Here is a 24,919-nt window from a genome sequence, read left to right on the forward strand (position 1 = left end):
TTAAGCGCACTTTGTTAAACATGATACTGTTCTATCGTATTGATTTGGACCAACTTTAGCATTTACAGTTCATTTATTAAGCATGAATTTAGTTTAATACCATTTTGTTTTATCTAATTCAAACATGAACCGGACTAAATTCACCTTTACGCTTGCATTGTCATATTCAATTGGATAATGTTCGGGGGAGGCACTAATTACACTGAAACGAACACCAAGGATTTATGATTTTGTCAAAAGCAAATATCTTTTTTCATCTACATCATCATATAGCATAACCTTTCAGGTTCGTGCTGGAAGGTCTATTGTCCTTCCAGTGGAGCAGATTTATTCTAAACCCCCGGAAGGAAACTTCCGGGGGTTTTTCTTTGTATTGGCGAAAGTTTTAAGCATACATAAATATTGTGAGGCAATTAAATGAGCGATAGTAAAAGATTAAGAATAGCAGTGCAGAAAAAAGGACGATTAAGTGACGACAGCATAGCGTTACTGAAAGCCATTGGTATTAAGTTACAAATTCGCGACCGCTTATTGATTGCACATTCAACCAATCAACCTATCGATTTGTTGTTAGTGCGTGACGATGATATTCCGGGCCTGGTCATGGATGGCGTGGTGGACATGGGCTTCATTGGTGAAAATGAATTGGAAGAAAAAATGCTCGAACGCCAGCAATCCGGCAAAGCATACGAATTCAAAACCCTTCGTCGCTTAGATTACGGTGGTTGCCAGCTGTCTATAGCGGTACCAAATGAGTTTGATTACCAAGGTATAAAATCTCTTAATGGTTTAAAAGTCGCCACCACCTATCCTTTTTTATTAGAGCGTTTTTTCGCCAAAAACAACATAGATGCCAAAGCAGTTATGTTGACAGGTTCAGTTGAAGTTGCTCCAAGAGCAGGTGTTGCCGATGCAATCTGTGACCTAGTATCAACCGGTGCCACCTTAGAAGCCAACGGTTTGCGTGAAGAAGAAGTCATTTTTAAGTCAAAAGCTGTATTGATCCAACGTGGCGGTGATTTATCTGAAGATAAACAAGCTCTTATCAATCGAATGCTGCCCCGTGTTGATGGCGTGATGCAAGCCAAGGAAAGTAAATATATTATGTTGCATGCTCCTAAAGCTTATTTAGAGCAGGTAAAAAGATTATTGCCTGGAGCTGAAAACCCAACAGTGCTGCCACTTGCCAATAATGACGAAAGCGTAGCAATTCATGTTGTCAGCTCAGAAACTCTTTTTTGGGAAACAATGGAAAAACTAAAAGCATTAGGCTGCAGTTCTATCCTTGTTATGCCAATTGAAAAAATGATGGGTTAAATTATGCCTGCCAATTATCAAATATGGGCGTCGTTGTCCGACTCAGAAAAAGTCACATTATTAAGCCGCCCTGCTATGGCGGACAACAAAACGCTGGCAGACACCGTCAGCGGTATACTGCAACAGGTAAAAAACCGCGGCGACGAGGCGATCCGCGAGTTAACCAAAAAGTTTGATGGAGTTGATTTAGCTCAGTTAAGGTTAGCGAGTGCAGCCCTTACCTCTGCGCAGAGTGAAATTAGCGATAAAGTCAAAAAAGCCATTGATATCGCCTATCAAAATATTTCTCTATTCCATCAGGCCCAGTATCCACAGGATGTAAAAGTAGAAACCCAACCAGGGGTAGTCTGCGAGCTTAAACACACTGCTTTAGATGCTGTTGGTTTATATATCCCTGGTGGCAGCGCGCCATTACCTTCAACCGTATTGATGTTGGGCGCCACTGCGCAGGTGGCTGGCTGTAATCGAAAAGTGTTATGCACACCTCCCGATAAAAATGGCAATATTGCTGCAGAAATCCGCTACGCAGCGACGTTATGCGGTATTGATGAAGTGTATCTAATCGGCGGAGCCCAAGCAATTGCCGCCATGGCATTCGGAACCCAATCAATAGCGAAAGTCGATAAAATATTTGGACCCGGCAATAGCTTTGTAACCGAAGCTAAGCAACAAGTTAGTACTCTTGCTGATGGTGCTGCTATCGATATGCCCGCTGGCCCTTCTGAGGTATTGGTCATAGCGGATGAACAAGCAGATCCGGCCTTTGTCGCATCAGATTTATTATCGCAAGCAGAACACGGTGCCGATTCTCAAGCGGTGTTAGTTTCTAATAGCCAGGTGTTAATAGATGCTGTTCAACAACAAGTTGCCATTCAGCTACCTAAATTGAGTAGAGAGTCCATTGCCAGTCAAGCTATGCTGCACAGCCGTTATATTTTAACCACCAGCATTGAAGAATCAATACAGGTAAGCAACCAATACGCGCCGGAACATTTGATTATTCAAGTGCAAAATCCCCGGAACACCTTAACAAGTATTAAGCATGCTGGTTCTATTTTTGTCGGCAAATGGTCACCCGAATCTGCAGGAGATTATGCCAGTGGCACCAACCATGTGTTACCCACATACGGCTATGCTCGGAATTACTCCAGCCTAGGCTTGGCAGATTTTATGCGTCGCTATACGGTTCAAGAGTTAAGCTATCAAGGGTTGCTTAATATCGGTGATGCCATTATGGATTTAGCTGCGGCAGAAGGTTTAGATGCCCACAAGCAAGCCGTAGCTATCCGCTTGCAAGGAGCGACTGATGTCTGAATTAATAGACAAATTGGTTTGTGAAAACCTTAAAGGGCTAACCCCTTATGAGTCTGCTCGTCGTTTATTTTCTGTTGGAGACGGCGGGCAGCAACAGATATGGTTAAATGCTAACGAGTCTCCTTTTGCCAACGAATATGATTTGGATGATGCCCGACTCAATCGTTACCCTGACTGTCAACCTCAAGGTGTACTGAGAAAATATGCCGGGTATGCATCGGTGCTGCCCGAACAAACCTTGGTTACTCGTGGTGCAGATGAAGGCATAGAATTATTAATTCGATCCTTTTGTACTCCCGGCAAAGACAAAATTCTTATATGTCCGCCTACTTATGGCATGTACGCCATCAGTGCTGAAACCTGCAATGTAGGGATTGTGAAAGCGCCTCTTAAACAAGATTTCAGCCTAGACGTAGAGGCCATATGTGCCTCCAAAGATGAAGTTAATCTTGTTTTCATTTGCTCCCCCAACAACCCAACCGGAACAACCGTTGATACGAAGCAGTTGCGTGCAGTGCTTGAACACTTTGCCGACTCAGCGCTAGTAGTGGTAGACGAAGCATACATAGAGTTTGATTGGCAGCACAACTGGGCGAGTGAGCTTAAAAATTATCCCAACCTTGTGATACTGCGCACACTATCTAAAGCTTTTGCTTTGGCCGGATTACGTTGTGGTTTTACCTTGGCTTCGCCAGATATCATTCAGACCATGCTAAAGGTGATTGCCCCCTACCCTATTCCTGATCCTTGCGCTCAAATTGCGCAACAAGCTTTGACGGAAAAAGGGTTAGACAGACTAGAAACTCAAATTCAGTTTATTGCACAACAACGCAGCAATGTAAAAAAGGCATTATCGCAGTTTCAACAAATTGAATTAATCGGCGATGATAAAGCCAACTTTATCCTTTTCCGTACCCCGTCTAAAAATCAGCTAATGAAGTTTCTGGTCGAGCATGGCATGTTGATCCGCGATCAATCCAAACAATTAAACTTAGACAATTGTTTGCGAGTGACTGTAGGTAACGAACAACAAAACCAGCGACTTATTAGTCTTATTACAACCTTTTTTGAATTACAGGAAGCGACACAATGAGCGCTCAACCGATCCTATTTATCGATAGAGACGGCACCTTGGTAGAGGAGCCACCCATAGACAAGCAACTGGATTCTTTAGAGAAGCTGGTATTTGAACCTCAAGTTGTTCCTGTTTTATTAAAACTGCAACAAGCTGGCTACCGCTTAGTCATGGTGTCCAACCAAGATGGTTTAGGCACAGACTCCTTTCCACAAAGGGACTTTGATGCGCCGCACAATAAAATGATGGATATTTTCACATCCCAAGGCGTAATCTTTGATGATGTATTAATTTGCCCGCATTTTGAGCAAGATAATTGTAGTTGCCGAAAACCCAACTTAGGGTTAGTCAAAGATTACTTGCAACAAGGACGGATCGATTTTACTCGCTCATTGGTAATCGGCGATCGTCAAACCGATATACAGTTGGCGCAAAACATGGGCATAAAAAGTCAATTGTATGACCGCCAAACCAATAATTGGCTGGCTATAGAAAAAGCGATTCTAAGCGCCAGTCGAACGGCCACAGTCCAGCGTAATACCTCTGAGACACAAATAAATGTCTATGTTGATTTGGACTCAAACGCCAAGTCTAGCATTCATACCGGGTTAGGATTTTTTGATCACATGCTTGATCAGATAGCTACCCACGGTGGTTTCGAGTTGCAACTTGATGTGAAAGGTGACCTCCATATCGATGACCATCACAGTGTTGAAGATACTGCACTAGCATTAGGCGAAGCGCTTAAACAGGCCTTGGGCAATAAACGTGGTATTGGCCGCTTTGGTTTTGCTTTGCCGATGGATGAGTGCCGCGCAGAATGCATAATGGATATCTCGAATCGACCACATTTGAAATTTGAAGCTGATTTCAGTCGCGACACCGTAGGTGAAATGGCCACAGAAATGGTGCCTCATTTCTTCTATTCCATTGCTCAAGCTATGGGTTTATCACTGCATTTATCCACCACAGAGGGAAATGCACACCATCAGGTTGAAAGCTTGTTTAAAGTATTTGGCCGAGCATTGCGCCAAGCCATCACCAAACAAGGCGATACTTTGCCCAGCAGCAAAGGAGCACTCTAAGCATGCGTCAGCGATCCGTCATAATTAATACCGGATGTGCCAATATCTCTTCGGTAAAGTTCGCCATTGAGCGATTAACCTCGCATGTGCAAGTGTCTGACGATCCAGCCATAATTGCTGCGTCTGACAAAGTCATTTTACCCGGTGTGGGTAGCGCCAATGCAGCGATGAATAGCATTCAACAAAAACAATTAGTTAATTGTATTCAAGGCTTAACCCAACCCGTACTCGGTGTGTGTTTGGGCATGCAATTGATGGTCGCCAGTTCAGAAGAAAAGGCCCAACAAGATGCACCCTTTGATACCCCTTGTTTAAATGTTATTCCTGGCCAGGTTAAACGTATGCAAGTTGGCGATTTAAGATTACCCCATATGGGTTGGAACACGGTTATTCCGGTAAATAATGACACTATTTTTAAAGGCATACCTGCGGATACCTACTTCTACTTTGTACATAGTTTTGCCGTAGAAGTAAGCGCACATACCTTAGCTAAGTGCGACTATGGGATGCCATTTTCTGCGGCCATCCAACGTGATAATTTTTTTGGTGTTCAGTTCCATCCTGAACGCTCTGGCGAAGCCGGTGCTACACTACTGGAGAATTTTTTAAACCTATGATTATTCCTGCGATTGATTTGATCGATGGTTCCGTAGTCCGTCTTTACCAAGGTGACTATAACCAAAAAACCCAATACACAATTGATCCTGTAGAAGTGGTTCATGACTATGCTGATCAAGGTGCCCAATGGTTGCATATTGTCGACCTAACAGGCGCTAAAGATACCCAAAAACGTCAACTACAGTTGATTGAGAAAATGGTTAACACCAAGCGCATGCAATTTCAGGCAGGCGGCGGTATTCGGGCCGAATCGGATGTGGCACAGTTGCTGGATAGTGGAGTTAAGCGCATTGTGATTGGCTCCCTAGCAGTCCAGCAACCAGATCTAGTCAAATCGTGGGTGACCCAATATGGCCCCGACGCGATTGTCCTTGCGCTAGATGTCAATATCGATCAGCAAGGCAACAAAGTTATCGCCACCCAGGGCTGGCAAAACAGCTCAGGCGTAGCGTTGGAAAGCTTACTGAACGATTTTTTGAGTGTTGGTGCAAAACACGTATTGTGCACAGACATTAGCCGCGATGGCACACTTCAGGGTGCTAATCATCAACTATACGCCGAAATGAAACAACAATTTCCACAAGTCCTATGGCAGGCATCAGGTGGTATCGGCTCATTAGCTGATATAGATGCGTTGAAACCCAGTAAAGTCGATGGGGTAATATTAGGTCGAGCGTTGTTAGAAGGTAAGTTTACTCTCAAGGAGGCGATACAATGCTGGCAAGGCGCATAATTCCCTGTTTAGACGTAAGAGATGGCAAAGTCGTCAAGGGCGTCAAATTTAGAAACCATGAGATCATTGGCGATATCGTTCCGCTGGCAGAACAATATGCTCAACAAGGTGCTGATGAATTGGTCTTTTATGATATTACCGCCTCAAGTGATCAACGGGTTGTGGACAAAAGCTGGGTAAGCCGCATTGCTAAGGTTATCGATATTCCCTTTTGTGTCGCAGGTGGGATCAAGTCGGTGGAAGACGCTGGACGCATTCTGGAAATGGGGGCTGATAAAATATCGGTCAACTCTCCTGCTCTTGCCGATCCTGAATTGATTACCCGCTTGCACGATACTTTTGGTCAACAATGTGTGGTGGTCGGCATCGACAGCTATTTTGATGAACAAACCCAACAATACCAAGTTTACCAATTTACTGGCGATGAAAAGCGCACTCAAAACACCGGTCGACAAACCATCGATTGGGTGAAAGAGGTTCAGCGCAGAGGAGCAGGTGAGATTGTGCTTAACTGCATGAATCAAGACGGTGTGCGCCAAGGTTACGATATCAGACAACTGAGCCAGATCCGCCAGGCCTGTCAGGTACCGTTAATCGCCTCTGGCGGTGCAGGTGAAAAGCATCACTTTTATGATGTGTTCAAGCAAGCCGATGTAGACGGCGCATTGGCCGCATCAGTATTTCACAAAGGTATTATTCCACTCCCTGAACTAAAAGATTTTTTACGCGCCCAAGGCGTGGTAATCCGGGACGATTTTAGCCCCCAGACACTACTTAATTGAGATAATTATGATTATTACTCCCCAAAGCATTACAGCCTTAAGCTGGGATAAGATGGATGGTTTATTGCCTTGTATTGTACAACACGCTAAAAGCGGTAAAGTGCTAATGCAAGGCTTTATGAATAAGGCCGCATTAGAAAGTACCCTTGAATCTGGTCAGGTAACCTTTTTCAGTCGTTCGAAACAGCGGCTCTGGACCAAAGGTGAGTCATCGGGTCACACCTTGGCGTTAACAGAAATAAGCGCTGATTGTGATAAAGATTCACTGCTAGCATTGGTTGTTCCTAATGGCCCAACCTGCCATTTGGGCACTGAGTCCTGCTGGGCAGATAGCCAAGATGCCGAAATGACCTTTGTCGCACAATTGGAAACAATATTGGCTTCACGCAAAAATGCCGATCCTGAAACTAGCTATACCGCAAAACTTTATAGCAAAGGGATAAAACGTATCTCACAGAAAGTTGGTGAGGAAGGAGTTGAAACCGCCTTAGCGGCAACCGTCGGTGATTTAGAAGAATTGAAAAATGAATCGGCAGATCTGCTCTATCATCTTATCGTTTTGTTACAAGCCTCAGATTTGTCATTAAGTGATGTAATCGACGTGTTGAAAGCTCGTCACAGTAAATAAATCACCTTCACAACCTATAAGATGCGAGTGCTTGGCCAAATCAATTGGCTGAGCCTTTTTGCTGCTAGCACCTGGCCAAAGGGACAATCCTAGTCCTTCATTACAGGCCCCTTCCCTTGTTCGACGAAAAATAACATCTAAAAAATATCGCTGAGTACCAGGGCTGTCTGAAGTGCTAGCCTATCTTGAGTGAACTGCGCTAGGATAGGTTCTTCAAAAGTGTAGAATGGAACTTGAGCATGCAAGCACCTAAAGCCGCGGCTATTTGTGGAATTTCACTAATAGCAAGCGCCGCCCTGTTAGGCTATTTTTTAGAGCAAAGTGTTGAACGCTACCGATCTTATGAGCGGACAGTACAAGTCAAAGGTTTATCTGAAAAAGAAGTCAGCGCAGATACAGCCATTTGGCCAATCCAATAAAGTGTTGTCAGTAATGAGTTGGTTGATTTGTATGATCAATTGGAAGTAAAAACCGCCACCATAAAATCTTTTTTAGTTAACAGCGGCTTCGACAGCAATGAAATTTCAGTATCACCTCCAATGGTGAACGATAAAAAAGCCCAAAACTATGCTAACTATTCCACCAACGACATTCGTTTTAGCGCATCCCAAACAGTCACCATTTATAGCCTTAAAATAGATACGGTAATTTCAGCGCAAAATAGTTTGGTCGCGTTGGGCAAGCAAGGCTTGGTATTATCAGGTGACGGCTATTCCAGTCGCACCCAGTTTCTCTATTCTGGTTTGAATGAAATCAAGCCGACTATGATTGAAGATGCCACACAAAAGGCTCGCGAAGTTGCGTTGAAGTTCGCCGAAGACAGTGGCAGTAAACTAGGCAAAATAAAACAGGCCCGCCAAGGTCAGTTTACAATTGGTGACCGAGATAGCAACACGCCCCACGTTAAGCGAGTACGGGTGGTCGCAACCATTGAATATTATTTAATTGACTAGGTAATTATTATGCGCACACTAGGCTTAATTGGCGGGATGAGTTGGCAATCAACACTGAATTACTATCGAGAAATTAATTTAGCTGTAGAAGCAGAATTAGGCGGGTTACATTCGGCAAAAATCATTTTGCACAGTGTGGATTTCGCCCAAATAGAAGCACTTCAACGCAGTGACAATTGGACTGAGCTTGGCGATATTTTGCTCAATACGGCGTTAGGCTTACAAAGTGCAGGAGCACAGTGCATCGTGATTTGTACCAATACTATGCATAAGGTGGCTGACACCATCCAACAAGGCTGCTCTTTACCCTTATTACATATAGCTGATGCTACCGGTAAAGAATTAATTGGGGATAACATCAAAAAGGTGGGATTACTCGGTACTCGTTTTACCATGGAGCAAGATTTTTACACTTCTCGTTTAGTTGAGCATTTTGGCATTGAGGTGCTGACACCCAATGCCATACAGCGAAATACGGTGCATCGTATCATTTATGATGAGTTGTGCATTGGCAAAATACGTGATGAGTCTAGAACACAATATTTAGCGATTATCGACGATTTAGTCAAGCAAGGAGCGCAAGCCGTTATTCTGGGTTGTACCGAAATTGGACTGTTGGTGAACCAACAAGATACCGAAGTACCGTTATATGATACCACCCTAATCCATGCCAAAGCCGCAGTTGAATTTGCAGTGCACCGTGATCAATGACAAAAGCACACATATCTTTTTACAAAGCAGATTTGTATATGTCGCTAAAGTGAAATGAAATAGACCAATCTGAAAAAAATGAGGAAGACCCATGTTAAAAACACTTGGCGGGATGGTTAAACAAAACTGGGGATTTGCGCTATTTGTCTTGTTGATGTTTGCTTCGCGCAGCAGTATTGCCGATTGGTACCATGTTCCTTCAGGTTCAATGTTACCGACTATAGAAATTGGTGATCGGATTTTTGTCGACAAAATGGCGTACCGCCTCGAACTACCTTTTACAGACATTGAAATTGCCAAAACAGGTCATCCACAGCGGGGGGACATTGTAGTAATTCAAGCCACTGCTGAGCGGGATAGACTGATCAAACGGATTATAGGTTTACCCGGTGATCAGATCGCCATGCGCAACAATCAATTAGTCATTAACGGCACAGTTATCCAGTATAAAGCAGATGAAAGTACTATTTTTCAGGAAGATCTATTTGGAATAACTCACAAAGTGCAATTTGTGAACATACCTAACCCTAAATCAAGTTTCACTAATATTTTGATACCTGAAGGTCAATATTTTGTGATGGGAGATAATCGCAACAATAGTCAGGACTCTCGTTACTTTGGGTTTGTCTCAGAGCAAGAACTGCAAGGTAAAGCCAGTCATGTTGTACTGTCTTTTGACCGAGATAATTATTATTTACCTAAAATGAATAGAAAATTTAAAAAATTAATTTAGTTAAAAATCAAACCCTTACAAATTAATTTAACTTTTTTTAATTATCGACGTTGAAAAAAGCCATTGCTTACCACACATATTACTTGTCGACGCCGAAAGGGTCGACACATAACGCCGCCGAATTATCGGGGCAAAAACTTAAATAATTAAACATATTGCTTTTTAGCGAGGATATGAAAATGCGTAATATAGATTTATCTCCACTTTATCGTTCGTTTATCGGTTTTGATCACTTGGCATCTATGATTGATGCAGCTTCTCAAAGTGAGAAACAAACTGCCTACCCCCCTTACAACATTGAATTGTTAAGTGATGACAAGTATCGCATCACTATGGCAGTGGCTGGCTTTTCACAAGACGACATTGAAATAGAAGTACAAGAAAATACCTTGAAAGTGTCAGGAACACTGACAAAAGAGAAAGGCGAAGGGGAACGTAAATTCCTTCACAAAGGTATTTCTGAACGCAACTTCGAACGCAAATTCCAACTCGGTGACCACGTTAAAGTGCTGGCCGCAGACATGAAACACGGCATACTGCATATTGACTTGGAACGGGTTATCCCTGAAGCGAAAAAGCCTAGGAAAATTGAGATTGGAAGTAACTTACTCGAAAACCAATCCAATTAAGCCAATTAGAATTAACTGACTTATGTTAGTTATTAATCAGAAACGGCGCCAAATAGGCGCCGTTTTTATTGCCTAATCAAACCTAAGTGGTCAATTTAAACAGATGGCTATTCAGTTTACATTAGTAAACTACTAAAATATTTAGTACTGCAGCAGTGAGGAGCGCGGCAAATGTCAGAACTGTGCCCCACATCCTTTGCCAGCTCACGCCCACGTGATGCCTAAGGCCGTAGGCATGGATAATACGCCCTATCAGAAGTGCGGTCCCCACAGCATGCAGTAGAATATAGTTCACGCTGTTTTGCTCTGCAATTAATAGAAGAATTAAGATAAGGGGTACGTATTCTGCAAAATTGCCATGGGCTCGGATTACACCTTGAAAATGGCTGTCGCCTCCATCGCCTAAACTCACTTTTAAACCACGACGTTGTTTGATGACTAAAATAGATAAATATAGAAAGGTTATCCCCATCAAGCCAGCGTAAAATGCTGTAATTGGCGTGCTCATGTTATTTCCCGCATTGAATTAAAAAGCCCACATCATAGTGGGCTTTTACAAAATTTTATTGATCGTAGTTTAAGATAACTTTTCAGCTAATTCCTGACTTACAACATCGACCGCTTGGGTACCATCAATCTTGATATATTGACAATTGCCTGCTTTGGCTTCGGCACTGTAATATTCAATCAATGGCTTAGTTTGCTCGTGATAAACAGTCAACCGCTTACGAACCGTTAATTCTTCGTCGTCAGGACGGATCACTAGCTCTTCGCCCGATACGTCATCTTTACCAGCTTCTTTTGGCGGGTTATAACTTATGTGATAAACACGGCCAGAACCAGGATGAACACGTCGTCCAGCCATACGCTCTACTATTACGTCATCAGCCACATCAAATTCGATACAAAAGTCCACGTTTATACCAGCTTGCTTCATCGCGTCAGCTTGTGGAATAGTGCGCGGGAAGCCATCTAATAAAAAGCCACTTTTACAATCAGGCTGAGTAATTCGCTCTTTGACCAAACCAATGATCAGATCATCTGATACCAGTTTGCCTTCATCCATCACCTTTTTCGCCGCAAGACCTAAGTCAGTACCTGCTTTTATCGCCGCTCTCAACATATCGCCAGTTGATATTTGCGGGATGCCATATTTTCCCATCAAAAATTGAGCTTGGGTGCCTTTGCCTGCACCTGGCGCGCCAAGAAGAATAATGCGCATGCCGTGTCCTCTTAAGTAGTAAAATTGAATCCAACCGCAACTTTACACATTCGTTAGTAGGTATACAAGAATATCAGACACACCTAATGCCAAAGTGGTAGAAAATATGCAAAATGGGTGCAATTAGAGGTATAAAAATATCCGTTACAACAAAAAACGGGCTAGAAGCCCGTTTTTTATTAACTAACCTAATATGCTATTTAGCCAAATCAACCAATAGCTTGTTTAGATTCTGCACGAAGCTAGCAGGATCTTTCAAGCTACCTTGCTCTGACAATGCTGCTTGGTCATACAGAACTGCTGTCCATTGCGCAAACTGACCTTCATCTTGTAACTCAGCCAGCATCTTAACTAATTGATGCTCTGGGTTAAGTTCAAAATGATATCTCGCTTCGGGTGCAGGTTGTCCTGCAGCTTGCATAAGCTTGATCATTTGAGTAGACATACCTTGTTCGTCTGTCACGATACACGCAGGCGAATCAGTTAAGCGGTGAGTAAATTTAACATCAACGACTTTGTCTCCAAGCGCTGATTTAACTCTGTCTAATACACCTTCTACCTGCTTTTCAGCTGCTTCTTGTTCTTTCTTGCTCTCTTCGTCATCTAAATCACCTAGATCTAGGGTTCCGCGGGCAATAGACTGAAACGATTTTTCTTGGAATTCAGTCAAATGCGACATCAACCATTCATCAATTCGGTCAGACATTAACAAAACTTCAATGCCTTTCTTCTTGAATATTTCAAGATGAGGGCTTGATTTAGCAGCTTGATAACTGTCGGCGGTAATGAAATAGATTTTTTCCTGACCTTCTTTCATACGGCCAATATAATCTTCTAGCGAGACGGTTTGCGCATCGCTGTCATTATGGGTGGATGCAAAACGCAATAACCCAGCAATTTTGTCTTTATTAGCGTGGTCTTCAGAAGGGCCTTCCTTCAAGACGTTACCAAACTCAGTCCAAAATGATTGATATTTTTCAGGCTCATTTTTTGCCATGCGTTCAAGCATTTGAATAACACGCTTACTGCAACCTTGACGGATAGCTTGAGTGATTTTGTTATCTTGTAATATTTCGCGAGAAACGTTCAAAGGTAAATCGTTAGAATCTAACAAGCCTTTAACGAAACGCAAATACACCGGCATGAACTGTTCCGCATCGTCCATAATAAAAACGCGTTGAACATAAAGTTTCAAACCGTGGTTTTGATCACGATTCCACAAATCAAAAGGAGCCTTTGATGGGATATACAATAAGCTGGTGTATTCGGTTTTACCTTCGACTTTATTGTGTGACCAAAGCAATGGATCGGTAAAGTCATGGGAAACATGCTTATAAAATTCATTGTATTCTTCGTCGCTAATTTCAGATTTGTCGCGAGTCCATAATGCTGTAGCCTTGTTGACAGCTTCCCAGTTGCCTGGTTGAGCAGGGATTTTTTCGCCATCAGGCCCATCTGATTCAGGGACTTCTGCTTTGTACATTTTAACCGGAATGCCAATATGCTCAGAATACTTATTTACGATCGAGCGTAAACGCCATTCATCTGCAAACTCTTTTTCTTCTTCGCGCAGATGCAGAATAATTTCGGTGCCTTTATCCTCTTTAACGATGTCTTTAACCGTAAATTCACCTTCTCCTGCCGACTGCCATTCAACACCTTTATCAGCGCTGTCTCCAGCGGCTCTGGTGCGCACTACCACATTATCAGCGACGATAAATGAGGAGTAGAAACCTACACCGAACTGGCCTATAAGTTGTGAATCTTTGGCTTGATCACCGGATAAATGACTGAAAAATTCTTTGGTTCCCGATTTAGCAATAGTTCCAAGATGCTCAATCACATCTTCGCGGTTCATGCCAATACCATTATCAGAGATTGTAATGGTACCCGCTTCTTTATCAGCACTTAGTTTTACTGCAAGATCACCATCCCCTTCAAACAGTGAATCGTCTGATAACGCTTTGAATCTAAGTTTGTCAGCAGCATCAGCAGCATTGGATACTAATTCGCGTAGGAATATTTCTTTATTGGAATAAAGTGAATGGATCATCAGTTGAAGCAATTGTTTTACTTCGGTTTGAAATCCATGAGTTTCTTGGTGAGCGGCTTCAGCCATAAACAATTTTCTCCTAATTGAGCATTTGGTTCTAGGCTTAGGAGATGTGGTCGTTTAATTGCTTTTCAACAATAATTTTCGATTTTGTTAAAAATAATCGCTAAATGGAACGTCTGCCGGTAAACGCATGGATGAGGGTGTTGCCGTCTACGTATTCAAGTTCACCACCAACAGGCATTCCATGAGCCAGCCGAGTGGCAGACAGGGATCGGTCTTTACACATTTGGGCAATATAATGGGCGGTGGCTTCGCCTTCTACCGTTGGGTTAGTGGCTAAAATAACTTCTTTGAAAAGCCCGCTATCTAATAGTTTTGATAGCTCATTCAGGCCAATTTCGTTTGGACCTATGCCATCAATCGGAGATAAGTGGCCCATTAACACAAAGTATCGCCCCTTAAACTCTGAGGTTTGCTCAATGGCTAATACATCTTGAGGTGATTCAACGATACACAATTGACCACTGGTTTCACGCTCCGCATCACTGCATATTTCGCACAGAGATGCCTCTGTAAAGGTACGACAGGCTGAACAGTGTTTAATATGCTCCATAGCATCATGCAAGTTTTGGCTTAGCTGCAAGGCTCCCTGACGATTACGCTCCAATAAGTGGAATGCCATCCGTTGAGCGCTTTTTTTGCCAACCCCTGGTAAATAAGTAAGCGTTTCAATCAGCTCAGAAATTAACGGACTAAACTTCATCTAGAGAACCTTAACATTGAATCTAAAAGGGCATCTTGAAGCCTGGGGGTAACGGCATACCACCAGTGACATCACCCATTTTTTCTTTATTGGTTTCTTGGATCCGTCTAACCGCATCATTGATTGCAGCAGCCACCAAATCTTCAATCATTTCTTTTTCATCGTCCATTAAACTAGGGTCGATATCCACTCGTCTGACATTATGATTACAGGTCATGGTAACTTTAACCATGCCCGCTCCGGCTTCGCCTGTAACTTCTATGTTAGCAAGCTCTTCTTGGGTTTTTTGCATGCGCTCTTGCATTTGCTGCGCTTGCTTCATGATATTTCCCATACCACCTTTAAACATGTTTTCTCTCTCTTATTTGGTTTCTATCTAGGTTTAATACTATCGTTCAGCACTCGTGCTGAGAATACTGACTTGATCAGGCCGATATTTTCATCATTTTCAGCAACATCACGGGCATGTGCGATTCGTACCTGATTGATCGACCGCTGCACTGCGTAAGGCGTATTTTTAGGTTTTTCATGTTCAACCAGTAATTCAATTGGTTGCTGGAATACTTCACTCAACGCCTGCTGAAGTTGATTTCGAGCCAGTTCAGTATCTAAATGTGGCTTCGATTCTATCAAATTCAAGGTCACCACGTTAGCATTCTTGGTATAAGCCGAATGCAGTGCCAACTGCTTAGTTAAACCAGCCACATTTGAGGCCTCAATGATCTGACTCCATGTATCTAATTGGTGGGCTGCAATAACCTTTTCACCATTTTCTAAAAAGACAGGAATGTCAAAATCGACCTCGACATCCACATCCTCTTGGAGATGGGCCATAGGATCGAACTGACTGCTATCTTGGTCGTCAATGATACTGGCTGGGATGGCTGAATTTTGATTCGATTCCCAAGGCGGTATATCTGCGTGCCCCTTTAGCTGTCCCGACTGAACTTGAGGTTCAGTTTGTAACCCTTGATGAGTATAGCCACCTTCATGCATTGCGGAGGTGTCTTGGCAAAGTAATGTTGTACTTTTAGCAGGTTCATAGTCCCTAGCAACAGTAAAATCCCTTGGCCTGCCCACCTCTGATGATGGCAGAACTGAGCTAGGTATATCCTGCGGAGCGGTTGTCTCAGATTGCTCACTAGTCGATGGGTTATCCGGTGGCAAAAACAGCTTCGTAATAGGTTGTTCGTTTATCGGTGATTTGGGACTAAATCGGCTGAAATCGGCCTTGCTTTCAGACTTTTTTGTCGATGCATCTGCAACCTCCGAACCGGTTTCTTTTTGTGCTAGTTTATTTTTCAAATCTATTAACGATTGGGTTGAAGTTAAACTAACTTGAGAAGTGACTTGAGCCGTCGATGCTCTTGACCCTGTAGCTGACACATCAGGCGCATAGTCATGGTTTATATGTTCAGGAGGCATTTGTGCTGAGCACTCAGATGCCGCCTGTTCATTTTGATAAAAGTAAAAATCGTCATCAGCGGAGTCTATATTTTGATGAGCTGTATTTTGCTCAAAATTCTGTTCTGAAAAATCTGCAGAATAACTATCTTGGCTAGATGGCCCTGGTTCTTTGGCTGGCTGACTATTGGGCGTCAACGATTCAGCTTGACGTATAATATCGGCTTGCTGGCTCACTAACTCTTCAGTAAGACTCGCTTTGTCAACATCTGATTCATCACTCAGTGGTTGCAATTTATGCTTTTCATCACCACCGGAGACTAACGCTTCTGTAGTCGCTTCAGATGCAGTAGATGCAACTGCGGCAATTTCTTCACGAGACAAATCCACTGTATCGTCAATTGACAAATTCAAGGGTGTGGGATTAAAAGCCATCATACGCAGCAAGGTCATTTCCAATCCAACCCGAGCATCTGCCGCAAAAGCAATATCTTTTTTACCTTGCAAGGCTATTTGATAATTGAGTTGAACTTGCTCGGGTGCCAACATTTTAGACAATTGATACACAGCTCTGGCAGAAACCGTTTCAAGTTTACAGGCTTCTGGTACGAATTGAGTCAATGCAACCTGATGCAATAAGCTCATCATTTCACCCAGCACCTGCTCGTAATCTGCTGCTTGCTGCGAAAGCGCTTCAACTAACGCCATGACTTCACTAGCCTTGTTGCTAAATAAGCTATGCACTAGCTTGATGACCTGACCTTTGTCCATCAAACCCAGCATATCAGTAACTATCTGGTTAGTAACTTGGCCATTCCCTTGCGCTATGGCTTGATCGGTTAAACTCAGTGCATCACGCATGCTGCCTTGTGCAGCACGAGATAGTTGTAATAGCGCCGGTTTGTCGAAGGGAATATGTTCTTGTTCAAGTACGTAAGATAGTTGCTGACTAATCTGTTCGCGCGATAATGCTTTTAGATTAAACTGAAGGCAGCGCGACAGAATGGTCACGGGGAGTTTCTGTGGATCTGTGGTGGCCAGCAAGAATTTAACGTGTGGGGGCGGCTCCTCCAAGGTTTTTAACAGCGCATTGAAACTGTGTTTAGATAACATGTGCACTTCATCAATCAAGTACACTTTGTATTCACCCCGGGTAGGCTTGTATTGAACGTTATCCAATAACTCCCGTGTGTCTTCAACTTTAGTGCGAGAGGCAGCGTCAATTTCGAGTAAATCAACAAAGCTACCATTTTCAATTTCTTTACAGGTATGGCACTGACCGCAAGGTGTTGCACTCATGCCAGTTTCACAATTTAAACTCTTTGAGAAAATCCGCGCTATGGTGGTTTTCCCTACGCCTCGAGTACCTGTGAACAAATATGCATGATGCAAGCGATTGTTATCTAAAGCGTTTGATATCGCGGTAACAACATGCTCTTGACCAACTAATTCGGAGAATTGATTGGGTCGCCATTTTCTTGCCAGTACCTGATATGCCATTAAGAATTATTCGCCGTCGAAGCTACATAAAGAATGGCAAGCTACACCGTGTCTCTTCAATTTTTCTTCACCACCTAAATCTGGTAATGAAATGATGAAACCAGCATGTTCGGCAATACCGCCCAATTGACGAATCAGATTAGCGGTGGCAACCATAGTGCCGCCAGTGGCGAGAAGGTCATCAATCATTAATACTCTTTCACCAGGCTTGATGGCGTCTTCGTGGATCTCTAAGGTATCCATGCCATATTCCAATTCATAGGTTTCTGAAATAGTTTTGCGCGGTAATTTATTCGGCTTTCGAACAGGTACAAAACCAATCCCCATTTCAATCGCTAATGGTGCACCAAATAAGAAGCCTCTGGCCTCTGTACCAGCAACCTTATCGAACTTCAGCGGTAGGAATTTTTCCAACAATAAGGCTATGCTCTTGGAAAAAGCAGTATGATCCTCTAATACCGATGTAACATCTCTAAACATGATGCCCGGCTTTGGGTAGTCTGGGACGGTCTTAACTACCGATTTTATATATTCAGCTGACACAGAAATCCTCTTATGTGGCTTGCTTTACGACTTAAAATCAAAGATAGAATGCAAACCACCCTAAAATAACGTGCATTAACGGCAACGCAATTAGGACAGCCACAAAAATAAAAAAGTAAGTCCAGTTGAACGGATCTTTAGCTGCATTTTGTTCTTGCATAGTGACACTCCAACGATTTTAACTATTGTTCACAAAGCGCCAAATACTAATCCAAAGCGGCTTTAATTAACAGTGATTAATCTCTTGGAAGCAACAATATTTGTTGATTAAGAAGTTGTTCCAACGACTGAATTGTAGTATCGGTGACCTGTTGCTTCGGTAACTGCGGCAATGCGTCGCTCATATGTTCGAGCAATAGCGCTACTTCAACAGAATTTACACTTTGGATTTCGTTCAATAGATGGGCGGTAACAACATTGACTACCGAGAATCTAACATCAAACGCCGAGTTCCGATACACGACAATATAAATTGGCTCACTAGGGCTTTTAGGTTGATTATCGATAGTGATTTGATGCACAGGATAATGATATCCCGCTAAGCTTGCCAGCCCTGAAAAGCTGACTCGTTCAAAATCACATTCTCCATCCCAGATGATAGCTTTTTGTTTGGACTTTCTGGCACTGACATCCAGCTCCAACCATTCATAATGAGCTAATTCCGCAGCAAAGCAGGGGTCAAATTCAGTAGCCGAAAATTCCTCATCGAGAAATGTCACGAACTCTTTACTGATGTCAATAAAGTAAGGGGATTGGCATTGATGTTTAGCAAAAAACTGGCGAGCAAGTTGTTGCCATTTATTTTCACCATAAATACTTGCCAAGACAGGAAAACCGGTGTTTAAAAAACCCAAGATGTTAGTAAAAAATAGCTCCTTATAAATGTTCATTCGGCGAGGTTCAATACCCACCATGGGATGGTTTTCAGGATCTCTTAGACTGGCCACAAAATCAGTCTGAATCTGTTTGAAGTCATTCAATTAGGAATACTCCTTGGCACCATTTTTCTGTTGGGATATTTTACTTTGGATAGCTTTTATTTTATTTACTTCTTGGATTAATTCATCAATGGATGGAATATTAAAATCACGCTCCAGTAAGGTTGGGAAAACACCATGAAATTGATAGGCTTGCTCTAATAACGACCAAACGGGTTGAATTACATCGGCCCCATGTGTATCCACTTTTAAATCTTCGGCTTCATCATAATGACCCGCAATATGGCCGTAAGCAATTTTGTCACTTGGCAACGCCTGTAAAAATGCCGTTGCATTGTATCCATGGTTTATTGAGTTTACATAAATATTGTTTACATCTAGCAACAACAAACCACCTGATCGTTTTAACACTTCAAGGGTGAAATCCAACTCCGTCATATCCTGACCTGGTGCGGCATAATAGGACACATTTTCCAAAACAAGAGGGCGTTTTAGAATATCTTGAACGATTTGTATTCGCTCCACAACATGCCGCACGGCTTCCTCAGTAAAGGGTATAGGCATTAAATCATACATGTGCCCGTTGCCAGAACAATAGCTCAAATGTTCGCTGTAATAGATAACATTGTGTCTGTCTAAAAAACTCTTTATTTCTTTAATAAATTTTATATCAAGTGGGTCGAAACTGCCTATAGAAAGCGATAAGCCATGATTTACGAATTGGGTATTTTGACTAAAAGCTTCCAATTGATGCTGATACTTCCCGCCCAATGGGATCCAGTTTTCAGGAGCGACTTCCCAAAAATCGATCTCAGGGGGAATATCTGGCAACACCTCATCGAGCATTTCTCGACGTAATCCTAACCCTGCCCCATGGAGCAAATTGTTGTTCATAACGAGTCCGAATAATTATTTATGGGCTTTTTCAAACAACAAAGACCGGCATAAACCGGTCTTTGTTCTACACTGTTTAGTTGACTTAAGCTTGGCCGCCGCACTTGCCTTCTTTTTTGGCTTTGTCACTGCCGCACTTCCCTTCACCACACTTTCCTTCTTTTTTGGCTTTGTCACCGCCGCACTTGCCTTCGCCACACTTACCTTCTTTTTTGGCTTTATCGCCACCGCATTTGCCTTCGCCACACTTACCTTCTTGTTTGGCTTTATCGCCACCGCACTTACCCTCGCCGCACTTGCCTTCTTTTTTGGCTTTGTCTCCTCCGCACTTGCCTTCTTCTTTGGCTTTATCACCACCGCACTTGCCTTCGCCACACTTACCTTCTTTTTTGGCTTTATCGCCGCCGCACTTGCCTTCTTCTTTGACTTTGTCTCCGCCACATTTGCCTTCAGCGGCATCTTGCATGTAGCCCGACTCCAAGGTTTGAATAGCAAAAGGATTAGCATTTGCTTGTAAACTAATTGACGAAAGTGAGCCAATAACGACTGCACCTAGAGCTGTAGCGATAGTCGATCTTTTTATTTGATTCATATTAATTCCTATCATATTGTTGTTGAGTTAGATTTACCATTATGTAGAGAGACCCTTGTTAATAAAAAGTAATTTCATATATTTGGTGTAACTACAACGATTTGAAAAATATGAAATAAGCAAGCTGTCACTAAATTGAGTGCAATATACTTTTACCCTTCCTGCTTTATCTTACTTGCAGTAAAGAATAAGAAAGCTCAATCAATAAAATACTTTCGGTTAAATTATCACAATTCATTTTATATCAGTCAGAACAAAGGCGAATATATGGGGGGCAGTCGCCCCCCCCAAATTAGAATATATTTTATCTGGCCTGTTTACTCTGAATATATTGGTCTACGAGGCGCTCAAGAATATCCAAAGGTACCGCGCCATTTTTCAAAACAACATCATGGAATTCTGCCAAATCAAATTTATCGCCTAGCGCTTGTTTGGCTTTTTCTCTGACTTCCAATATTTTCATCATACCGACTTTGTATGCAGTCGCTTGTCCTGGCATTACGATATAACGTTCAATTTCAGATACCACATCACTTTGTGCTATCCCTGTATTGTCTGCCATATATTGGATGGCTTCTTCTCTGGTCCAACGCTTAGCATGAATACCAGTATCAACAACCAAACGAACGGCTCTAAATAACTCTGCTTGTAAACGTCCGATATTATCGAATGGATCCTTCTCAAATCCTAATTCCCAAGCTAACCGCTCAGTATAAAGCGCCCAACCTTCAGTATAAGCAGTAAAGGGAGACAAGGTTCTAAAAATAGGTAGCCCTTCTAACTCCATGGAAATACTAATTTGAAAGTGATGGCCTGGAATACCTTCATGGTATGCCAAAGTACGCATGCCATATTTAGGCGTCGCTTTAATATCGTAAAGATTAGCGAAGAATACACCTGGACGAGAACCATCCATTGACGGGCGCTGATAGTATGCACCAGGCGCAGTTTTCTCTTTAAACTCAGGGATCCGCTTCACTTCCATGCCAGCTTTAGGCAAGGTATTAAAAGCTTCTCCCATTTTCGCATTGATTTCATCTAAGATCAGCTGATAATCCACAAGAATTTGCGCTCTTCCCTCGTCAGAGTCTTCATAGTAGAAGCGTTCATCGTTCTTTAACGTATCGATTGCAGCGGTAAAACCTTGTGATACATCAAATCCTTCTGATGCTAAAATTGTCAAAATTTGCTGCTGAATGCGCTCAACTTCTGCTAAACCAGTGTTATGAATAAAGTCAGCTGAGTAGTTAGTCGTTGTAAAAAACTGCAATGCCTGCTGATAAGCAATATCACCGCCTTCAAGACGCCAATAACCATCATCAGAACCGGCTTTGCTTTTTAATTTATCAAAGTATTCAATATAAGACTGATAGGCTGGGTAAACATGAGATTTAATTGCATCCGAGGTCTCGGCTAGTACTCGTTCTGTTTGAGTATCATCAAATTCGCTAGCATCCTCGATTTTTTTAGCCAAAGACGTATATAAAATATTTTCCTCTGGTGGAGCATCAACAAATGCCTGCATTTCCTCAAGTACGCGATCAATTACGAATCTTGGAGGGATGATATTTTTTTGCTCTCTAACCAACAAACCTTCCATATTTTGAGCAAATTTAACGCTAGATTTTTTTAATCTGGATACATAGTTTTCCGCATCTTCTACTGTATTGACTTGATGTTGTGAGTCCATAAAACTTGGGAATTCATTCTGCAACCCAAATAACTGATTTACCGGATAATCATGGAACCGGTAGGGTTCAGCTGCTACTCCGGCATCCAGCAAATAAAGCGCGATCTCTTTTGATAGTAATTGGTGATCATCCAAAGAATCATCTGAATATGACAACAGATTTTCACGAACCTGTTTCATCAGAACATACATCTCATCTGCTTTTTGTAAACTGTCATCATTGAGCTCGGCATTATGTCCTCTGATGCCCATAGACTCCAATACACCTATAGAAGTAAGAAGTTCGGGGTTATCCATTGCAACCGCAATCAAGGTTCGGTCAAGAAAAGCTCGAAAAAAGAATGGCTTTTTGGCATACCACTCATGGGCGCCCAGCGCACTGCCTAATATAATTAATAACAAAAGCAGCAGCCCTGTCCATTTAAAAAAAGTTTTCATTATCTCTCCAGTTGTTATTTTTATTTCCCCATCAGACTATGCCAAACATTTAAATCCGTGTGTACAATTAATGGTAAATGATTTGTAACTGTTTATTTATCAACCCTTAAAGAATTAAAAGATCGTTAGATCAACAAAGGGTAAGGTATGCATTGTGCAAACGAATTAAAACTTTAGCTCAAAAAATATCTATGTAGTTGCATAACGTATGGCTAAACACTGGGCGGCAATGAGGGTAGCCATTAGGAATAAGATCCGAAGCATCACTCTTTATAACGGTGGGTTTTATACACAATGATCATTACTGGCTTATATTCATTCTTGTTTCCGCTTCCCAGGTGACCTAATGTTCTGAAGCACTGTAGCCAATTCTAAAGCCTCCCCAATGCTTACCATTTACATAAATGGGAGCCGATAAGTCATGCATTATTTCGCCAGTGTCTCTTTTGTAAGTCTGCAGTAAAAATTTCTGAGTGTTCTTCCCACACCTAGCGCCTGTATAGTCATCAAAAACTCGTTTTGTGCGGCTATTGGCTAAATCCTTTTCATAGTTACCTGTCATGGGATGACTAAACTTTTTATTGTGGGTGGGGAAATATCCATTAATGTCCACCGCCCCAGCATAAATTATAAAACTATATTGATTGAGGATTGGCTCCTGAATACTAGGTAAATGACTATCGGTAAATTGATCAAAGCCAGTGGTGAACTTCTGAGGATTAGTATTCTTCACCGGTTTATAATTGAACTCGAACAGAACTTGCTGACTGATTTTTCCATTCTGTATAGCTGATTCAAACAAACTCCCAATCTTGCTAGCGGTTTCTCGAGCAATTTTTTGCACTTGGAAATTACGATCTTCTTCAACATTGAAAAAATCAAGTTGCCGGAAAATATCTTCGGTTTGGTTACTAAGAGACAGGACCTGATCCGACACATCTTTCAAATCGTGTTCAAGTCGTTTGGTTGTTTCATGCAGTTGCAGAACATTAGAACTAATACCGCGATTAGTTTCTCCGTGAGAACTAACAGTATTTTTAACCTTCGACATCGCGTTTGCCGCTTCTGAGGATGAAACACTGGTATCTTGAATGAGCTCGGAAGTTTGATTGATAATTGTTGACATGACCTCCCCAGCATCCGCTACCTGTTCGATAGATGCGACTGAATCTTGACTGCACTTATTTATATCAGAGAGCACATTATCAATTCCTTTAGTTGCATCTGTAGTCCTCTTCGCTAAGTCCCTTACCTCATCGGCAACCACGGCAAAACCCCGACCTTGATCCCCGGCACGAGCAGCTTCTATAGCAGCATTAAGTGCTAGCATATTGGTTTGATCTGCCAATTGATTAATTGTTGTGGTGATATTGCCGATGGACTCTGCACTAGATCTAAGCATAGATAGCATTTCTTTCGAATGGGTAATTTGTGCAGCCAAGGTTTTATGTTGAGTTAATAATTGTGCTAGTAACAATTTACTTTTCTGAGTCTTTCCATCCGAATCCTGTATCCTATTTTCAGCAATATCAGCAAATTGTAATAACTCATCATTGTCATCTTCTAAACGTTTAATTCTTTCGGCAATCTCTTGAGCATTATCCACTTGTATTTTAAATGAACCTGCAAGTTTATCTAAAAAATGCGAGACCGAAGCACCGCCAATTGCAATTCGACTCGATGCTTTGCTAATACTGTTACCTACCAATTTAAAATTCTTGTCATCAATCTTAGTTTCTTCTTGAATTTCAGGCTTGTTTTGCAATATCCAGCCAATAGCGACAATAATGAAAGATGAAACTATCGCAACAATCCACCAAGGGGTAGCAATATAACCTAAGACTAGAATAGACAAGAGCGCACTTACGAATTGAATAGCTAATAACTTCACAGCATTGTTCACATTTTAGTAGTTAATGATGATTAATATAGCCTAATCTTACGATTTTTTGCTTTAAAATTACTTTTAAATCAATCAAATCATATAAGCTTTTAGTCGTATATCTATTAATATTTTTGCTTTGGTATATCTACTGCCCTAGGGTAGGAAATTTTTTTACACGGTACAATGATGAGCAAATAACGTGGTTTATAGTCATTATTTTACATAGGGAGTAACCTTTCATTTTTATGCTTAATGCATTGTAACTTCTGTCGCGAAACCTAAAATTGTGGTTAAAACCCAACTAAAGGCACTACTCTAGGAACTCAACAATACTAGTATTAGAGCAAATATTGCCCGGAAGCGGCGATATTGAAATTGGTTTGAAATAGTGGTGTTGATAGCATGAACATCAATGC

General features: G+C 42.0%; 25 protein-coding genes and 1 other annotated feature. Of the genes, 13 read left to right on the forward strand and 12 right to left on the reverse strand.

Annotated features, from left to right (window positions below; genetic code table 11):
* Window positions 1–253: 253 nt before the first annotated feature.
* Window positions 254–370, forward strand: a sequence feature (His leader region).
* A 47-nt stretch (window positions 371–417) separates the two neighbouring features.
* The 13 genes from hisG (at window position 418) to QR722_RS11605 (ending at window position 10,578) form a co-directional block, all read left to right on the forward strand.
* Window positions 418–1,317: an ATP phosphoribosyltransferase gene (gene hisG, locus QR722_RS11550; protein ID WP_286283006.1), complete on the forward strand. Its 900-nt coding sequence runs from the start codon at window positions 418–420 to the stop codon at window positions 1,315–1,317.
* Between the two features lie 3 nt (window positions 1,318–1,320).
* Complete coding sequence (gene hisD, locus QR722_RS11555) at window positions 1,321–2,631, forward strand: histidinol dehydrogenase (protein ID WP_286283007.1); 1,311 nt, start codon at window positions 1,321–1,323, stop codon at window positions 2,629–2,631.
* Entirely contained in the window at window positions 2,624–3,724 is a 1,101-nt protein-coding gene (gene hisC, locus QR722_RS11560; protein ID WP_286283008.1) for a histidinol-phosphate transaminase, read from the forward strand. Before hisD ends, hisC begins: the two co-directional genes overlap by 8 nt.
* Window positions 3,721–4,791: a bifunctional histidinol-phosphatase/imidazoleglycerol-phosphate dehydratase HisB gene (gene hisB, locus QR722_RS11565; RefSeq protein ID WP_286283009.1), complete on the forward strand. Its 1,071-nt coding sequence runs from the start codon at window positions 3,721–3,723 to the stop codon at window positions 4,789–4,791. Before hisC ends, hisB begins: the two co-directional genes overlap by 4 nt.
* 2 nt (window positions 4,792–4,793) lie before the next feature.
* Window positions 4,794–5,408 carry an imidazole glycerol phosphate synthase subunit HisH gene (gene hisH, locus QR722_RS11570; protein ID WP_286283010.1) on the forward strand — a complete coding sequence of 205 codons (615 nt, stop codon included), beginning with the start codon at window positions 4,794–4,796 and terminating at the stop codon, window positions 5,406–5,408.
* Entirely contained in the window at window positions 5,405–6,142 is a 738-nt protein-coding gene (hisA, locus tag QR722_RS11575; protein ID WP_286283011.1) for a 1-(5-phosphoribosyl)-5-[(5-phosphoribosylamino)methylideneamino]imidazole-4-carboxamide isomerase, read from the forward strand. The genes hisH and hisA overlap by 4 nt, the downstream gene beginning before the upstream one ends.
* Window positions 6,124–6,924 carry an imidazole glycerol phosphate synthase subunit HisF gene (gene hisF / locus QR722_RS11580; protein ID WP_286283012.1) on the forward strand — a complete coding sequence of 267 codons (801 nt, stop codon included), beginning with the start codon at window positions 6,124–6,126 and terminating at the stop codon, window positions 6,922–6,924. The genes hisA and hisF overlap by 19 nt, the downstream gene beginning before the upstream one ends.
* A gap of 7 nt (window positions 6,925–6,931) precedes the next feature.
* On the forward strand, window positions 6,932–7,552 hold the full coding sequence (gene hisIE / locus QR722_RS11585; RefSeq protein ID WP_286283013.1) for a bifunctional phosphoribosyl-AMP cyclohydrolase/phosphoribosyl-ATP diphosphatase HisIE: 621 nt from the start codon (window positions 6,932–6,934) through the stop codon (window positions 7,550–7,552).
* 239 nt (window positions 7,553–7,791) lie between these two features.
* Window positions 7,792–7,971 carry a hypothetical protein gene (locus QR722_RS19410; protein WP_353506882.1) on the forward strand — a complete coding sequence of 60 codons (180 nt, stop codon included), beginning with the start codon at window positions 7,792–7,794 and terminating at the stop codon, window positions 7,969–7,971.
* Between the two features lie 27 nt (window positions 7,972–7,998).
* On the forward strand, window positions 7,999–8,505 hold the full coding sequence (locus QR722_RS11590) for an SIMPL domain-containing protein (protein WP_353506883.1): 507 nt from the start codon (window positions 7,999–8,001) through the stop codon (window positions 8,503–8,505).
* Window positions 8,506–8,514: 9 nt separating this feature from the next.
* Entirely contained in the window at window positions 8,515–9,216 is a 702-nt protein-coding gene (locus QR722_RS11595) for an aspartate/glutamate racemase family protein (protein WP_286283014.1), read from the forward strand.
* Window positions 9,217–9,307: 91 nt separating this feature from the next.
* A complete protein-coding gene (gene lepB, locus QR722_RS11600) occupies window positions 9,308–9,949 on the forward strand; it encodes a signal peptidase I (protein WP_286283016.1) in 642 nt (213 codons plus the stop codon).
* Window positions 9,950–10,128: 179 nt separating this feature from the next.
* Complete coding sequence (locus QR722_RS11605) at window positions 10,129–10,578, forward strand: Hsp20 family protein (protein WP_286283017.1); 450 nt, start codon at window positions 10,129–10,131, stop codon at window positions 10,576–10,578.
* A gap of 121 nt (window positions 10,579–10,699) precedes the next feature.
* Here QR722_RS11605 and QR722_RS11610 read toward each other — a convergent pair whose 3' ends face one another.
* From QR722_RS11610 to QR722_RS11665, 12 genes are all read right to left on the reverse strand, one after another.
* Window positions 10,700–11,086 (reverse strand): MAPEG family protein, encoded by a 387-nt coding sequence (locus tag QR722_RS11610; protein ID WP_286283018.1) that lies wholly within the window; start codon window positions 11,084–11,086, stop codon window positions 10,700–10,702.
* A gap of 69 nt (window positions 11,087–11,155) precedes the next feature.
* On the reverse strand, window positions 11,156–11,800 hold the full coding sequence (gene adk, locus QR722_RS11615; protein ID WP_286283019.1) for an adenylate kinase: 645 nt from the start codon (window positions 11,798–11,800) through the stop codon (window positions 11,156–11,158).
* A 196-nt stretch (window positions 11,801–11,996) separates the two neighbouring features.
* Window positions 11,997–13,919, reverse strand: a complete 1,923-nt coding sequence (htpG, locus tag QR722_RS11620) for a molecular chaperone HtpG (protein WP_286283020.1) — start codon at window positions 13,917–13,919, stop codon at window positions 11,997–11,999.
* A 100-nt stretch (window positions 13,920–14,019) separates the two neighbouring features.
* Complete coding sequence (gene recR, locus QR722_RS11625; protein WP_286283021.1) at window positions 14,020–14,619, reverse strand: recombination mediator RecR; 600 nt, start codon at window positions 14,617–14,619, stop codon at window positions 14,020–14,022.
* A 22-nt stretch (window positions 14,620–14,641) separates the two neighbouring features.
* On the reverse strand, window positions 14,642–14,968 hold the full coding sequence (locus QR722_RS11630; RefSeq protein WP_286283022.1) for a YbaB/EbfC family nucleoid-associated protein: 327 nt from the start codon (window positions 14,966–14,968) through the stop codon (window positions 14,642–14,644).
* Window positions 14,969–14,991: 23 nt separating this feature from the next.
* Window positions 14,992–17,523 carry a DNA polymerase III subunit gamma/tau gene (gene dnaX / locus QR722_RS11635; RefSeq protein WP_286283023.1) on the reverse strand — a complete coding sequence of 844 codons (2,532 nt, stop codon included), beginning with the start codon at window positions 17,521–17,523 and terminating at the stop codon, window positions 14,992–14,994.
* Window positions 17,524–17,529: 6 nt separating this feature from the next.
* Window positions 17,530–18,066 carry an adenine phosphoribosyltransferase gene (gene apt / locus QR722_RS11640; RefSeq protein WP_286283024.1) on the reverse strand — a complete coding sequence of 179 codons (537 nt, stop codon included), beginning with the start codon at window positions 18,064–18,066 and terminating at the stop codon, window positions 17,530–17,532.
* 236 nt (window positions 18,067–18,302) lie between these two features.
* Window positions 18,303–19,046, reverse strand: a complete 744-nt coding sequence (locus QR722_RS11645) for an HvfC family RiPP maturation protein (protein ID WP_286283025.1) — start codon at window positions 19,044–19,046, stop codon at window positions 18,303–18,305.
* Complete coding sequence (locus QR722_RS11650) at window positions 19,047–19,898, reverse strand: HvfB family MNIO-type RiPP peptide maturase (RefSeq protein ID WP_286283026.1); 852 nt, start codon at window positions 19,896–19,898, stop codon at window positions 19,047–19,049.
* Window positions 19,899–19,983: 85 nt separating this feature from the next.
* Entirely contained in the window at window positions 19,984–20,490 is a 507-nt protein-coding gene (locus QR722_RS11655) for an HvfA family oxazolone/thioamide-modified RiPP metallophore (RefSeq protein ID WP_286283027.1), read from the reverse strand.
* A 304-nt stretch (window positions 20,491–20,794) separates the two neighbouring features.
* Window positions 20,795–22,618: a DUF885 domain-containing protein gene (locus QR722_RS11660; protein WP_286283028.1), complete on the reverse strand. Its 1,824-nt coding sequence runs from the start codon at window positions 22,616–22,618 to the stop codon at window positions 20,795–20,797.
* 343 nt (window positions 22,619–22,961) lie between these two features.
* Complete coding sequence (locus tag QR722_RS11665) at window positions 22,962–24,509, reverse strand: methyl-accepting chemotaxis protein (RefSeq protein WP_286283029.1); 1,548 nt, start codon at window positions 24,507–24,509, stop codon at window positions 22,962–22,964.
* Window positions 24,510–24,919 lie beyond the last annotated feature (410 nt).

The organism is Aliiglaciecola sp. LCG003 (assembly GCF_030316135.1).
GTDB lineage: Bacteria > Pseudomonadota > Gammaproteobacteria > Enterobacterales > Alteromonadaceae > Aliiglaciecola.

Coding starts and splice junctions, on each gene's coding strand:
- hisG (WP_286283006.1), top strand. CDS start 418: ATGAGCGATAGTAAAAGATTAAGAATAGCAGTGCAGAAAAAAGGACGA.
- hisD (WP_286283007.1), top strand. CDS start 1,321: ATGCCTGCCAATTATCAAATATGGGCGTCGTTGTCCGACTCAGAAAAA.
- hisC (WP_286283008.1), top strand. CDS start 2,624: ATGTCTGAATTAATAGACAAATTGGTTTGTGAAAACCTTAAAGGGCTA.
- hisB (WP_286283009.1), top strand. CDS start 3,721: ATGAGCGCTCAACCGATCCTATTTATCGATAGAGACGGCACCTTGGTA.
- hisH (WP_286283010.1), top strand. CDS start 4,794: ATGCGTCAGCGATCCGTCATAATTAATACCGGATGTGCCAATATCTCT.
- hisA (WP_286283011.1), top strand. CDS start 5,405: ATGATTATTCCTGCGATTGATTTGATCGATGGTTCCGTAGTCCGTCTT.
- hisF (WP_286283012.1), top strand. CDS start 6,124: ATGCTGGCAAGGCGCATAATTCCCTGTTTAGACGTAAGAGATGGCAAA.
- hisIE (WP_286283013.1), top strand. CDS start 6,932: ATGATTATTACTCCCCAAAGCATTACAGCCTTAAGCTGGGATAAGATG.
- QR722_RS19410 (WP_353506882.1), top strand. CDS start 7,792: ATGCAAGCACCTAAAGCCGCGGCTATTTGTGGAATTTCACTAATAGCA.
- QR722_RS11595 (WP_286283014.1), top strand. CDS start 8,515: ATGCGCACACTAGGCTTAATTGGCGGGATGAGTTGGCAATCAACACTG.
- lepB (WP_286283016.1), top strand. CDS start 9,308: ATGTTAAAAACACTTGGCGGGATGGTTAAACAAAACTGGGGATTTGCG.
- QR722_RS11605 (WP_286283017.1), top strand. CDS start 10,129: ATGCGTAATATAGATTTATCTCCACTTTATCGTTCGTTTATCGGTTTT.
- QR722_RS11610 (WP_286283018.1), bottom strand. CDS start 11,086: ATGAGCACGCCAATTACAGCATTTTACGCTGGCTTGATGGGGATAACC.
- adk (WP_286283019.1), bottom strand. CDS start 11,800: ATGCGCATTATTCTTCTTGGCGCGCCAGGTGCAGGCAAAGGCACCCAA.
- htpG (WP_286283020.1), bottom strand. CDS start 13,919: ATGGCTGAAGCCGCTCACCAAGAAACTCATGGATTTCAAACCGAAGTA.
- recR (WP_286283021.1), bottom strand. CDS start 14,619: ATGAAGTTTAGTCCGTTAATTTCTGAGCTGATTGAAACGCTTACTTAT.
- QR722_RS11630 (WP_286283022.1), bottom strand. CDS start 14,968: ATGTTTAAAGGTGGTATGGGAAATATCATGAAGCAAGCGCAGCAAATG.
- dnaX (WP_286283023.1), bottom strand. CDS start 17,523: ATGGCATATCAGGTACTGGCAAGAAAATGGCGACCCAATCAATTCTCC.
- QR722_RS11650 (WP_286283026.1), bottom strand. CDS start 19,898: ATGAACAACAATTTGCTCCATGGGGCAGGGTTAGGATTACGTCGAGAA.
- QR722_RS11655 (WP_286283027.1), bottom strand. CDS start 20,490: ATGAATCAAATAAAAAGATCGACTATCGCTACAGCTCTAGGTGCAGTC.
- QR722_RS11660 (WP_286283028.1), bottom strand. CDS start 22,618: ATGAAAACTTTTTTTAAATGGACAGGGCTGCTGCTTTTGTTATTAATT.